Origin of the sequence: Bacillus sp. FSL K6-0923 (assembly GCF_038630825.1) — a bacterium.
Classification (GTDB): domain Bacteria; phylum Bacillota; class Bacilli; order Bacillales; family Bacillaceae; genus Bacillus; species Bacillus pumilus.
Genome location: NZ_CP152044.1, coordinates 120,454 through 133,847 on the forward strand (window position 1 = coordinate 120,454; position 13,394 = coordinate 133,847).

Sequence of the window (13,394 nt, forward strand, 5' to 3'; positions counted from 1 at the left end):
TACTAAGGAAATGATGTCGAGAAAATAGGTGTAAATATGAGGAAAAAGATTACTCTAGCCTGTAAAGACTGCGGAAGCCGCAATTATACGACAATGAAAAGTGATGCTTCAGCAGCTGAAAGATTAGAAGTTAAGAAATATTGCAAGACTTGTAATTCACATAAAACACATTTAGAAACGAAGTAAGATTTGCGTTCTTTAATCTGTGGAGGTCTTTTACAATGCGTATTATCAGTTTCTTAAAAAGTGTCGGAAAAGAAATGAAGAAGGTCAGCTGGCCAAAGAAAAACGAAATGATTCGTTACACAATCACTGTTATTTTAACAGTCGTATTCTTTGCAATCTTTTTCTCTTTTCTTGATATAGGAATCTCACAATTAATCGAATTAATTCATTAATACTTGAATAATGGTCTGCTGAACGTGCTATAATAGATCATAATATGACTTGCCAAAAAACCCGTTTTACGGGTTTTTTCAATTGCTTGAAAATATTTACCGGTACTCGAGATTCGTCAAATAGACATTACGAAATGTGGGGAGGGAAGGACTGAATAGTCCTGAACGAAATGGAAAAGAATTGGTATGTTGTGCATACGTACTCTGGCTATGAAAACAAAGTAAAAGCGAACTTGGAAAAGCGTGTTGAATCAATGGGCATGCAAGATAAGATCTTCCGCGTTGTCGTACCAGAAGAAGAAGAAACAGATATTAAAAATGGTAAGAAAAAAGTTGTCAAAAAGAAAGTATTCCCTGGCTATGTTCTAGTGGAAATCGTGATGACTGACGACTCTTGGTATGTTGTTCGTAATACACCAGGTGTCACAGGATTCGTTGGATCAGCTGGATCAGGCTCGAAGCCGACAGCGCTGCTGCCAGGCGAAGCTGAAACCATTCTGAAGAGAATGGGCCTTGAAGAACGCAAAACAGAAATCGACTTTGAATTGAAAGAAACAGTCAAGGTCATCGACGGACCATTTGCTAACTTCACAGGCTCTATTGAAGAGATTGATTACGATAAAAGCAAAGTCAAAGTATTCGTTAATATGTTTGGTAGAGAAACACCCGTGGAACTTGAGTTCACGCAGATCGATAAATTGTAATTCAAAAGAGCTTGAAATGAGTGTATAGAAGTGGTAATATAGCAAAGGTACGTCTTGAGTTCGCTCAAGATCGCTAGCTAGTTATTTCGTCATTCATATAAAGAATGAAGTTGTTGAGTGGGAGGGGGATTCCCCTATTACCACATCACGGACTTTAAGGAGGTGTGTCTCGTGGCTAAAAAAGTAGTTAAAGTTGTTAAATTGCAAATTCCTGCTGGAAAAGCTAACCCAGCTCCACCAGTTGGACCTGCACTAGGTCAAGCCGGTGTTAATATCATGGGATTCTGTAAGGAGTTTAATGCTCGTACAGCTGACCAAGCTGGTCTTATCATTCCTGTTGAAATTTCGGTTTTTGAAGACCGTTCATTTACATTTATTACTAAAACTCCACCTGCTGCAGTTTTACTTAAAAAAGCAGCTGGTATTGAGTCTGGTTCTGGTGAACCTAACCGTAATAAAGTGGCAACTGTTAAGCGTGATAAAGTACGCGAAATCGCGGAAACAAAAATGCCTGACTTAAACGCTGCTAGCGTTGAATCAGCTATGCGCATGGTTGAAGGTACTGCACGCAGTATGGGTATTGTCATCGAAGATTAATTTATTGTCTTGTTGGGTTGCGAGTTTGGTTTTGACAAGTTCGCAACCCTTATTCGTGGGAGGTTATTCCGCTAAAACCACATAAGGAGGATTTTTATAATGGCTAAAAAAGGTAAAAAGTATGTAGAAGCTGCTAAGCTGATCGAACGTACTAAAGCGTATGATGTAGCTGAAGCTGTTTCTCTTACAAAAAAAGCAAATACAGCGAAATTTGATGCGACTGTAGAAGTTGCTTTTCGTTTGGGCGTAGACCCTCGTAAAAACGATCAACAAATCCGCGGTGCAGTTGTACTTCCTAACGGAACTGGTAAAACTCAACGCGTTCTTGTGTTCGCTAAAGGCGAAAAAGCAAAAGAAGCAGAAGCTGCTGGAGCAGACTACGTTGGAGATTCTGATTACATCACTAAAATCCAACAAGGTTGGTTTGAATTCGATGTAATCGTTGCGACACCTGACATGATGGGTGAAGTTGGTAAGATCGGTCGTGTACTTGGACCAAAAGGTCTTATGCCAAACCCTAAAACAGGAACTGTTACATTCGAAGTAGAAAAAGCAATCAATGAAATCAAAGCTGGTAAAGTAGAATACCGCGTTGATAAAGCTGGTAACATCCACGCGCCAATCGGAAAGGTTTCTTTCGAGGACGAAAAGCTTGTTGAGAACTTTGCAACAATCTATGACACAATCCTTAAAGCAAAACCTGCAGCGGCTAAAGGTGTATACGTGAAAAACGTTTCTGTTACATCTACTATGGGCCCTGGCGTGAAAGTGGATCCATCTTCTTTCTCTGCAAAATAAAACTTGACTTATCACAATCATTTTGATAATATCAAAATGTTGTAAAATAGAATATGTCCATTTATACCGTAGACAGCAGGGGCCTTATGGCTTAATTAACCCGCCGAGGTGTATATGTCACAGTCTTACGTTAACGTATGCTTGTATATACAGCCTCCATGTCTTAATGGAGGCTTTTTATATGGAGAACCGTTCGTTAGGAACGTGATGGCCTGATCGGTATAAGTGTTACACAAACAATGTACAGGAGGTGTAACCATGAGCAATGCAATCGATACAAAAAAAGTTGTCGTTGATGAAATTACTTCTAAATTTAAAGATAGTATGTCTACTGTCATTGTAGATTACCGCGGTCTTTCAGTTTCTGAAGTGACTGAACTTCGTAAACAGCTTCGTGACGCTGGCGTAGAATTCAAAGTTTACAAAAATACTTTGACTCGCCGTGCAGTTGAACAAGTTGAACTAACGGGTTTAAACGATTTCTTAACAGGTCCAAACGCTATCGCATTCAGTAACGAAGATGTTATCGCACCTGCGAAAATCATCAACGAATTTGCGAAAAGCCACGAAGCTTTAGAAATCAAAGCTGGTGTCATCGAAGGAAACGTAGCGACTGTAGAAGAAGTGAAGGCTCTTGCGGAACTTCCGTCTCGCGAAGGCTTACTATCTATGTTGCTTAGCGTTCTTCAAGCTCCAGTTCGTAACCTTGCTCTTGCTACTAAAGCAGTTGCAGATCAAAAAGAAGAACAAGGCGCTTAATGCGTACTTGACGTAAAAAACTTAAAATGGAGGAATTACAAATGGCTTTAAATATCGAAGAAATCATTGCTTCAGTTAAAGAAGCAACTGTACTTGAGTTAAACGACTTAGTAAAAGCAATCGAAGAAGAATTTGGCGTAACTGCTGCTGCTCCTGTAGCTGTAGCTGCTGGTGGCGGTGCTGCTGCTGAAGAAAAAACTGATTTTGATCTAGTACTTGCTGGTGCTGGAGATCAAAAAATCAAAGTTATCAAAGTGGTTCGTGAAATCACTGGTCTTGGCTTGAAAGAAGCTAAAGAACTTGTTGACAACACTCCAAAACCACTTAAAGAAGGTATTGCTAAAGAAGAAGCTGAAGAACTTAAAGCTAAGCTTGAAGAAGTTGGCGCTTCTGTAGAAGTTAAGTAATCTTCGCCTAATCTTTTGGGAAAGCTCGCTTTTACTGGCGGGCTTTTTCTTTTCTATTCTCCTGAAACGATTGAATCCAGAGGAGGTCCAATTCACCATGAGTGACCACTATTATACGGAAAAGCCATCAGTGAAAAGCAATAAACAGACATGGGACTTCACCTTGAGAAACCGTACCTATACTTTTACAAGTGACAGTGGAGTGTTTTCTAAGAAAGAAGTCGACTTTGGTTCGAGGCTTTTAATTGAAGCTTTTAAAGAACCTGACGTGGGTGGCGATGTCTTAGATGTCGGTTGCGGTTATGGACCGATTGGCTTATCGTTAGCAAACGAAATGACGAGCCGCACCATTCATATGATTGATGTGAACGAAAGAGCAGTCGAACTTTCAAAGGAAAACGCTAAACATAATCGCATTGATAATGTCCGCATCTATCAAAGTGATTTGTTCTCGAATGTTCATTCATCAGCTGCTTTTGCCTCTATACTGACCAATCCCCCAATACGGGCAGGGAAGAAAGTTGTACATGCAATCTTTGAAAAAAGTGCTGATCATTTATTGCCGGAAGGTGAGTTGTGGGTGGTTATTCAGAAAAAGCAGGGCGGACCATCTGCGATTGAGAAATTAGAACAGCTCTTTGGAGAAGTCGAAGTTGTATTGAAAAAAAAGGGCTACTATATTATCAAAGCTAAAAAAGTTTGACGCAGTTTCCTAGCTGTGTTAACATTATAAAATGCCAATGTGTATATTTTGCTTGATAGGCTTAAAAAACAACTATTTTGTATAAATTATGCATACTTGGGAAAACTAATAAAATCGGTATTTGTTTTTGGATGTGGTTTTCTTATTTTAGAAACCCTTTTTTCTTTTGTCTTGTAAAAGTATTTCTTTACTGACATTTGAAAGGCTGAAATACTTTTTACACATATAATACGCATGATTTGAGGGGTGAATCAGTTGACAGGTCAACTAGTTCAGTATGGACGACACCGCCAGCGCAGAAGCTACGCACGCATAAGCGAAGTGTTAGAATTACCAAATCTCATTGAAATTCAAACCTCTTCTTATCAGTGGTTTCTTGATGAGGGTCTTAGAGAGATGTTTCAAGATATATCCCCAATTGAGGATTTTACTGGTAACCTTTCTCTTGAATTCATTGATTACAGCCTAGGGGATCCTAAGTATCCTGTAGCAGAATCAAAAGAACGTGATGTAACTTACTCTGCTCCACTAAGAGTAAAAGTTCGTTTAATTAACAAAGAAACTGGAGAAGTAAAAGACCAAGATGTGTTCATGGGTGATTTCCCAATCATGACAGACACAGGTACTTTTATCATTAACGGTGCGGAACGTGTAATCGTTTCTCAGTTAGTACGTTCTCCAAGTGTATATTTCAGTGGTAAAGTAGACAAAAACGGTAAAAAAGGTTTTACTGCGACTGTCATTCCAAACCGTGGCGCATGGTTAGAATACGAAACTGATGCGAAGGATGTAGTCTATGTACGCATCGATCGCACACGTAAGTTGCCGGTTACGGTTCTTTTGCGTGCTCTCGGCTTCAGCTCTGATCAAGAGATTCTTGACCTCATTGGCGAGAATGAATACTTACGCAACACGCTGGAAAAAGACAATACAGAGAATGCGGATAAAGCACTTCTCGAAATCTACGAGCGCCTCCGTCCTGGAGAGCCGCCAACTGTTGAAAATGCGAAAAGCCTGCTAGACTCTCGCTTCTTCGATCCGAAGAGATATGACCTGGCAAATGTTGGACGCTACAAGATTAATAAAAAGCTTCATATTAAAAATAGACTGTTCAATCAAAAATTGGCTGAGACGTTAGTTGACCCTGAAACAGGTGAAATTCTAGCAGAAAAAGGTCAAATTTTAGACAGAAGAGTTCTTGATAAAGTTCTTCCATACTTAGAAAACGGCATCGGATTTAGAAAGCTATATCCAAATGGTGGCGTAGTAGAAGATGAAGTAGAACTTCAATCTATTAAGATTTATGCACCGTCTGATCAAGAAGGCGAGCAAGTGATCAACGTGATCGGGAATGCATACGTAGAGGAAGCTGTGAAAAACATCACGCCTTCTGACATCATTGCATCGATCAGTTACTTCTTCAACCTTCTTCATGGTGTAGGTGACACAGATGATATCGATCACCTTGGTAACCGTCGCCTGCGTTCTGTAGGTGAGCTTCTGCAAAACCAATTCCGTATTGGTTTAAGCAGAATGGAGCGTGTTGTTCGTGAAAGAATGTCGATCCAAGACACAAACACGATCACACCTCAGCAACTGATCAATATTCGTCCTGTGATCGCTTCTATCAAAGAGTTCTTTGGTAGTTCTCAGCTTTCTCAGTTCATGGATCAAACAAACCCGCTTGCTGAATTGACGCACAAACGTCGTCTGTCAGCGCTTGGGCCTGGTGGTTTGACACGTGAGCGTGCAGGAATGGAAGTTCGTGACGTTCACTACTCTCACTATGGTCGTATGTGTCCGATTGAAACACCAGAGGGTCCAAACATTGGTTTGATCAACTCTCTATCTTCATTTGCAAAAGTGAATCGTTTCGGCTTTATTGAAACACCTTACCGCAGGGTTGATCCTGAAACAGGTAAAGTGACACCGAGAATCGACTACTTAACTGCTGATGAAGAGGATAACTACGTAGTAGCACAAGCGAACGCTCTTCTAGCTGATGATGGTTCGTTTATCGATGATAATATCATTGCTCGTTTCAGAGGGGAAAACACCGTTGTTCCTCGAAACCGCGTTGACTACATGGACGTTTCGCCAAAGCAGGTTGTTTCTGCAGCGACAGCATGTATTCCATTCTTAGAAAACGATGACTCTAACCGTGCTCTAATGGGAGCGAACATGCAACGTCAGGCTGTGCCTTTGATGCAGCCGGAATCACCGATTGTTGGTACAGGTATGGAGTATGTATCAGGTAAAGACTCTGGTGCTGCTGTCATCTGCCGCTACCCAGGTGTTGTAGAACGTGTTGAAGCAAAAAATATTTGGGTTCGCCGCTATGAAGATGTCGACGGACAACAAGTCAAAGGAAACCTAGACAAATACAGCTTGCTGAAATTTGTCCGCTCTAACCAAGGGACTTGCTACAACCAGCGTCCAATCGTAAGTGTTGGAGATGAAGTCGTAAAAGGAGAAATCCTTGCAGACGGTCCTTCAATGGAAAAAGGTGAATTGGCTCTAGGACGTAACGTCATGGTCGGCTTCATGACTTGGGACGGTTATAACTACGAGGATGCGATCATCATGAGTGAGCGCCTTGTAAAAGATGACGTCTACACGTCGATTCATATTGAAGAATATGAATCAGAAGCTCGTGATACAAAGCTTGGACCGGAAGAAATCACTCGTGATATTCCAAACGTTGGGGAAGATGCTTTACGCAACCTTGACGAGCGTGGAATCATCCGTATCGGTGCAGAAGTAAAAGACGGAGACCTTCTTGTAGGGAAAGTAACGCCTAAAGGTGTAACCGAACTAACAGCTGAAGAACGTCTATTACATGCAATCTTCGGTGAAAAGGCTCGTGAAGTACGTGATACGTCTCTACGTGTTCCACACGGCGGCGGCGGAATTATCCACGACGTCAAAGTCTTTAACCGTGAAGATGGAGATGAATTACCTCCGGGTGTTAACCAGTTAGTCCGCGTATACATCGTTCAGAAGCGTAAAATTTCTGAAGGTGACAAAATGGCCGGACGACATGGTAACAAAGGGGTTATCTCTAAAATCCTTCCAGAAGAAGATATGCCGTATCTTCCAGATGGAACACCGATTGATATCATGTTAAACCCTCTAGGGGTACCATCTCGTATGAACATCGGTCAGGTACTTGAGCTTCATATGGGTATGGCTGCACGTTACCTTGGCATCCACATTGCGTCACCAGTATTTGATGGTGCGCGTGAGGAAGATGTTTGGGAAACGCTTGAAGAAGCAGGTATGTCCCGTGATGCGAAAACAGTCCTTTATGACGGTCGAACTGGTGAACCATTCGATAACCGTGTATCAGTCGGAATCATGTACATGATCAAACTGGCTCACATGGTTGACGATAAACTTCACGCACGTTCAACTGGTCCATACTCACTTGTTACGCAGCAGCCACTTGGCGGTAAAGCACAGTTTGGTGGTCAGCGTTTCGGAGAGATGGAAGTATGGGCACTTGAAGCTTACGGTGCAGCATACACACTTCAAGAGATCTTAACAGTTAAATCGGATGACGTTGTGGGTCGTGTGAAAACATACGAAGCCATCGTCAAAGGGGATAACGTCCCTGAACCAGGTGTCCCTGAATCATTCAAAGTGTTAATCAAAGAACTTCAAAGTTTAGGTATGGATGTCAAAATCCTATCTGGCGATGAAGAAGAGATAGAAATGAGAGATTTAGAAGACGATGAGGAAACGAAGAAAGCAGACGGATTAGCGTTATCTAATGACGAAGATGCTGCAGACCTCGCACCTGTCGATCTTGAACGTGACGCAGTCACAAAAGAATAGCAGAAACGATTAGAGCAAGTGACTAGGGTATAACCCGAAGATTAAAAGGGAGGTAGGCCCCTTGCTAGATGTGAACAATTTTGAGTATATGAACATCGGTCTCGCATCACCTGATAAAATCCGTTCTTGGTCTTTTGGTGAAGTGAAAAAGCCTGAAACGATTAACTATCGTACACTGAAACCTGAAAAAGATGGTCTCTTTTGTGAACGTATCTTCGGACCGCAAAAAGACTGGGAATGTCATTGTGGAAAGTATAAACGCGTTCGTTATAAGGGTGTTGTGTGTGACCGTTGTGGTGTAGAAGTAACACGGGCAAAAGTCCGTCGTGAGAGAATGGGGCATATTGAACTGGCTGCCCCAGTTTCCCACATTTGGTATTTCAAAGGTATCCCAAGCCGTATGGGTCTTGTTCTTGATATGTCACCACGTGCGTTAGAAGAAGTGATTTACTTTGCTTCTTACGTTGTGACAGATCCGGGCAACACACCGCTTGAGAAGAAACAACTTCTTTCTGAGAAGGAATTCCGTGCTTATTTAGATAAATACGGTAATACATTCTCAGCAGCTATGGGTGCAGAAGCAATCAATAAACTTCTTCAAGATATCGATCTTGTCAAAGAAGTAGATACACTGAAAGAAGAGCTGAAAACTGCTCAAGGACAGCGTCGTACACGTGCGATTAAACGCCTTGAAGTGCTAGAAGCCTTCCGTAACTCAGGAAACAAACCATCATGGATGATTCTTGATGTACTTCCGGTTATTCCGCCAGAATTACGTCCAATGGTTCAGCTTGATGGTGGACGTTTTGCTACTTCTGACTTAAACGACCTTTATCGTCGTGTCATCAACCGTAACAATCGTCTGAAACGTTTATTAGATCTTGGCGCGCCAAGCATCATCGTTCAGAACGAGAAGCGTATGCTTCAAGAAGCTGTCGATGCCTTGATTGATAATGGACGTAGAGGCCGACCAGTAACAGGACCAGGAAACAGACCATTGAAATCTCTTTCTCATATGTTGAAAGGGAAACAAGGACGTTTCCGCCAAAACTTGCTTGGTAAACGTGTTGACTATTCTGGACGTTCCGTTATCGTCGTAGGACCACATTTGAAAATGTATCAGTGTGGACTTCCGAAAGAAATGGCTCTTGAATTATTCAAACCATTCGTGATGAAGGAGCTTGTTGAAAAAGGTTTAGCTCACAACATCAAGAGTGCGAAGCGTAAAATTGAGCGCGTGCAGCCGGAAGTATGGGATGTTTTAGAATCAGTGATTCGCGAGCACCCAGTCTTACTAAACCGTGCACCGACTCTTCACAGACTTGGTATTCAAGCGTTTGAACCTACACTTGTGGAAGGACGCGCAATTCGTCTGCATCCACTTGTATGTACAGCCTACAACGCTGACTTTGACGGTGACCAAATGGCGGTTCACGTACCATTATCTGCTGAGGCTCAAGCTGAAGCTCGTATCTTAATGCTTGCTGCTCAAAACATTTTGAACCCGAAAGATGGAAAACCTGTTGTTACGCCATCTCAGGATATGGTGCTTGGTAACTACTACCTTACACTTGAGCGTAAAGGTGCTATCGGAGAAGGTATGGTTTTCAAAGATACGAACGAAGCCCTTCTAGCTTATCAAAATGGGTATGTGCATCTTCATACACGTGTAGCTGTTGCAGCTAACTCGTTGAAGAATGTGACATTCACTGATGAACAGCGTTCTAAATTGTTGATTACAACAGTTGGAAAACTGATCTTTAACGAAATCTTACCGGAATCATTCCCTTACATGAATGAGCCGACAAAGAGCAATATTGAAGAAAAAACGCCTGACCGCTTCTTCCTTGAAAAAGGTGAAGATGTCAAAGCGGCGATCGAGAAACAAGAAATCAATGCGCCGTTCAAAAAAGGTATTTTAGGTAAAATCATTGCGGAAATCTTTAAGAGATTCCATATCACTGAGACATCTAAAATGCTTGACCGCATGAAAAATCTTGGTTTCAAATACTCTACTAAAGCGGGTATTACGGTTGGGGTGTCTGATATCGTCGTATTAGATGATAAACAGAAGATCCTCGAAGAAGCGCAAGCAAAAGTAGATAACGTCATGAAGCAATTCAGACGTGGTTTGATTACTGAAGAAGAGCGTTACGAGAGAGTCATTTCGATCTGGAGTTCTTCTAAAGATGTCATCCAAGGTAAACTGATGAAGTCCCTTGATGAAGTCAACCCAATCTACATGATGAGTGACTCTGGAGCGCGTGGTAACGCATCTAACTTCACTCAGCTGGCTGGTATGCGTGGTCTGATGGCCAACCCGGCTGGACGTATTATCGAACTTCCGATCAAATCTAGTTTCCGTGAAGGTTTAACCGTATTGGAATACTTTATTTCCACTCACGGAGCGCGTAAAGGTCTTGCCGATACAGCCCTTAAAACAGCTGACTCAGGTTACCTCACGCGTCGTCTCGTCGACGTTGCACAGGATGTTATCATCCGTGAAACAGATTGCGGTACAGACCGTGGTATCTTGGCGAAGTCCATTAGAGAAGGAAATGAAATTATTGAGAAACTTGAAGAACGTCTAATTGGACGTTTTGCAAGAAAACCAATTGTTCATCCTGAAACGGGCGAAGTCATTGTTGGCGAAAACGAACTAATTGATGAAGATAAAGCACTTGAAGTAGTTGAAGCAGGAATTGAGGAAGTATGGATCCGTTCTGCATTTACATGTAACACGCCTCATGGTGTATGTAAACGATGCTACGGCCGTAACCTTGCAACTGGTACTGACGTTGAAGTCGGTGAAGCAGTTGGAATCATCGCTGCTCAATCAATCGGTGAGCCAGGAACACAGCTTACAATGCGTACGTTCCACACCGGTGGGGTAGCAGGAGACGATATCACACAAGGTTTACCTCGTATCCAAGAGCTATTTGAAGCGCGTAATCCGAAAGGGCAAGCGACCATTTCTGAAATTGATGGTGTCGTTGCTGAAATTAACGATGTTCGTGACAAGCAGCAGGAAATTGTGGTTCAAGGCGACGTTGAAACTCGTTCTTACACAGCTCCTTACAATGCACGTCTGAAAGTTGTTGAAGGTGACAAAGTCACTCGTGGTCAAGTACTGACAGAAGGTTCGATCGATCCGAAAGAACTTCTTAAAGTGACTGACATGACAGCTGTTCAAGAATATCTGCTTCATGAAGTACAAAAAGTATACCGTATGCAAGGGGTAGAAATCGGAGATAAGCACGTTGAGGTAATGGTTCGCCAAATGCTTCGTAAAGTGCGTGTCGCTGATGCAGGGGATACAGATGTATTACCAGGCACACTTCTTGATGTACATCAATTCACTGATGCGAACAAAAAAGTACTATTCGAAGGCAAGCGCCCTGCAACAGGCCGCCCAGTTCTTCTTGGTATTACAAAAGCATCGCTTGAAACAGACTCATTCTTGTCTGCAGCATCCTTCCAAGAAACGACTCGTGTCCTAACAGATGCGGCGATCAAAGGAAAACGTGATGAACTGCTTGGCTTGAAAGAGAATGTTATCATCGGTAAACTTGTTCCAGCTGGAACAGGAATGCCAAACTACCGTAAAGTTAAGCCGGTTTCACAAGTGCAGCCGTCTGACGATATGGTTCCTGTAGAGTAATCTTTCTCGTGAGATTCCTATAAAATCATCAAAAAATGGTGAAGGATGTCAAGATAATCTGTCATATGATATTGACATCCTTCTGCCATGATGATAATATAACCAAGGTGCTCAAAATAAAACCTGTTACTTTGGAGGATATTCGATGTCTTATGATAAAGTATCACAGGCCCAATCCATTATTATTGGTACGAAGCAAACAGTAAAAGCTCTGAAACAAGATTCAGTAAAGGAAATCGTCGTAGCGAAAGATGCTGATCCTGCTTTAACAGCTAGTGTAACAAAACTAGCGCAAGAGAAGGGTGTAGACATTCTAGTGGTAGATTCCATGAAAAAGCTCGGCAAAGCCTGCGGAATTGAAGTTGGGGCAGCAGCTGTTGCCATTATGTTATAGCGTACTTGTTTTGTTTTTGCATGTGTAAATGCAAAAGCATTGTTTTTTGCCTTTTAATGAACCACCTGGGTATGTGGGTTATAAAAAAAGCAACGAAGGGAGGAATAACAACATGCCTACAATTAATCAGCTAATACGCAAAGGACGCGTGAGTAAAGTTGAAAACTCAAAGTCTCCTGCACTTAACAAAGGATACAACAGTTTCAAAAAAGAGCACACTAACGTAACATCTCCACAGAAGCGCGGGGTTTGTACTCGTGTCGGTACAATGACACCGAAAAAACCAAACTCAGCACTACGTAAATATGCTCGTGTACGTTTGTCTAACCTGATTGAGGTAACAGCTTACATTCCTGGTATCGGACATAATCTACAAGAGCACAGTGTAGTACTTATCCGTGGCGGACGTGTAAAAGACTTACCGGGTGTACGTTACCACATCGTTCGTGGTGCGCTTGATACTGCCGGAGTTGACGGTCGTATGCAAGGACGTTCTAAATACGGAACAAAACGCCCTAAACAAAGCAAATAATACAAACAAACATAAGGGTTTTTAGAAGTTGATATCAGATCAGTGGAGTCAGGCAGCTGACAATGATATTGAGATGAGAGACAGATAGAAATCCTTTTAAATGAGAAGGGAGGCTATCAGATGCCACGTAAAGGTCCTGTAGCAAAAAGAGACGTATTGCCAGATCCAATTTACAATTCTAAACTTGTATCTCGTTTGATCAACAAAATGATGATCGACGGTAAAAGAGGAAAGTCACAAACAATTCTCTACAAGTCATTTGATATCATCAAAGAACGTACTGGTAATGAAGCGATGGAGGTTTTCGAACAAGCCTTGAAAAACATCATGCCAGTTCTTGAAGTTAAAGCACGTCGTGTAGGTGGAGCTAACTACCAAGTTCCTGTAGAAGTTCGCCCAGACCGTCGTACTACTTTAGGTCTTCGCTGGTTAGTAAACTACGCTCGTCTTCGTGGAGAAAAAACGATGGAAGAGCGTCTTGCTAACGAAATCCTTGACGCAGCTAACAACACTGGTGCTGCTGTTAAGAAACGTGAAGATACACACAAAATGGCAGAAGCGAACAAAGCATTCGCTCACTACCGCTGGTAGGATTTATACCAAA

Annotated in this window: 13 protein-coding genes and 1 other annotated feature; all 13 genes read left to right on the top strand. The window is 42.0% G+C overall.

Annotated features, from left to right (window positions below; genetic code table 11):
* Nucleotides 1-36: 36 nt before the first annotated feature.
* The 13 genes from rpmG (at nt 37) to rpsG (ending at nt 13,381) form a co-directional block, all read left to right on the top strand.
* Nucleotides 37-186 carry a 50S ribosomal protein L33 gene (gene rpmG, locus MHI16_RS00650; RefSeq protein ID WP_012008694.1) on the top strand — a complete coding sequence of 50 codons (150 nt, stop codon included), beginning with the start codon at nt 37-39 and terminating at the stop codon, nt 184-186.
* Between the two features lie 35 nt (nt 187-221).
* Nucleotides 222-398 (top strand): preprotein translocase subunit SecE, encoded by a 177-nt coding sequence (gene secE / locus MHI16_RS00655; RefSeq protein ID WP_003216942.1) that lies wholly within the window; start codon nt 222-224, stop codon nt 396-398.
* A gap of 170 nt (nt 399-568) precedes the next feature.
* Complete coding sequence (nusG, locus tag MHI16_RS00660) at nt 569-1,102, top strand: transcription termination/antitermination protein NusG (protein ID WP_003217197.1); 534 nt, start codon at nt 569-571, stop codon at nt 1,100-1,102.
* Between the two features lie 171 nt (nt 1,103-1,273).
* Nucleotides 1,274-1,699, top strand: coding sequence for a 50S ribosomal protein L11 (gene rplK, locus MHI16_RS00665; RefSeq protein WP_003216956.1), 426 nt, complete (start codon nt 1,274-1,276; stop codon nt 1,697-1,699).
* 99 nt (nt 1,700-1,798) lie between these two features.
* A complete protein-coding gene (gene rplA, locus MHI16_RS00670; protein WP_007496292.1) occupies nt 1,799-2,497 on the top strand; it encodes a 50S ribosomal protein L1 in 699 nt (232 codons plus the stop codon).
* Between the two features lie 48 nt (nt 2,498-2,545).
* Nucleotides 2,546-2,686, top strand: a sequence feature (ribosomal protein L10 leader region).
* Nucleotides 2,687-2,755: 69 nt separating this feature from the next.
* Complete coding sequence (rplJ, locus tag MHI16_RS00675) at nt 2,756-3,256, top strand: 50S ribosomal protein L10 (RefSeq protein ID WP_003217048.1); 501 nt, start codon at nt 2,756-2,758, stop codon at nt 3,254-3,256.
* Nucleotides 3,257-3,297: 41 nt separating this feature from the next.
* Nucleotides 3,298-3,663, top strand: a complete 366-nt coding sequence (gene rplL / locus MHI16_RS00680) for a 50S ribosomal protein L7/L12 (protein WP_008345418.1) — start codon at nt 3,298-3,300, stop codon at nt 3,661-3,663.
* 97 nt (nt 3,664-3,760) lie between these two features.
* Complete coding sequence (locus tag MHI16_RS00685; RefSeq protein ID WP_058015800.1) at nt 3,761-4,366, top strand: class I SAM-dependent methyltransferase; 606 nt, start codon at nt 3,761-3,763, stop codon at nt 4,364-4,366.
* A gap of 255 nt (nt 4,367-4,621) precedes the next feature.
* Nucleotides 4,622-8,203 (top strand): DNA-directed RNA polymerase subunit beta, encoded by a 3,582-nt coding sequence (gene rpoB / locus MHI16_RS00690; protein ID WP_041815109.1) that lies wholly within the window; start codon nt 4,622-4,624, stop codon nt 8,201-8,203.
* A gap of 61 nt (nt 8,204-8,264) precedes the next feature.
* Nucleotides 8,265-11,864, top strand: coding sequence for a DNA-directed RNA polymerase subunit beta' (gene rpoC / locus MHI16_RS00695; protein WP_058015801.1), 3,600 nt, complete (start codon nt 8,265-8,267; stop codon nt 11,862-11,864).
* Nucleotides 11,865-12,009: 145 nt separating this feature from the next.
* Nucleotides 12,010-12,258: a 50S ribosomal protein L7ae-like protein gene (locus MHI16_RS00700; RefSeq protein ID WP_058015802.1), complete on the top strand. Its 249-nt coding sequence runs from the start codon at nt 12,010-12,012 to the stop codon at nt 12,256-12,258.
* 112 nt (nt 12,259-12,370) lie between these two features.
* Nucleotides 12,371-12,790, top strand: coding sequence for a 30S ribosomal protein S12 (gene rpsL / locus MHI16_RS00705; RefSeq protein WP_003216962.1), 420 nt, complete (start codon nt 12,371-12,373; stop codon nt 12,788-12,790).
* 120 nt (nt 12,791-12,910) lie between these two features.
* Nucleotides 12,911-13,381 (top strand): 30S ribosomal protein S7, encoded by a 471-nt coding sequence (gene rpsG / locus MHI16_RS00710; RefSeq protein ID WP_003216884.1) that lies wholly within the window; start codon nt 12,911-12,913, stop codon nt 13,379-13,381.
* Nucleotides 13,382-13,394: the final 13 nt, after the last annotated feature.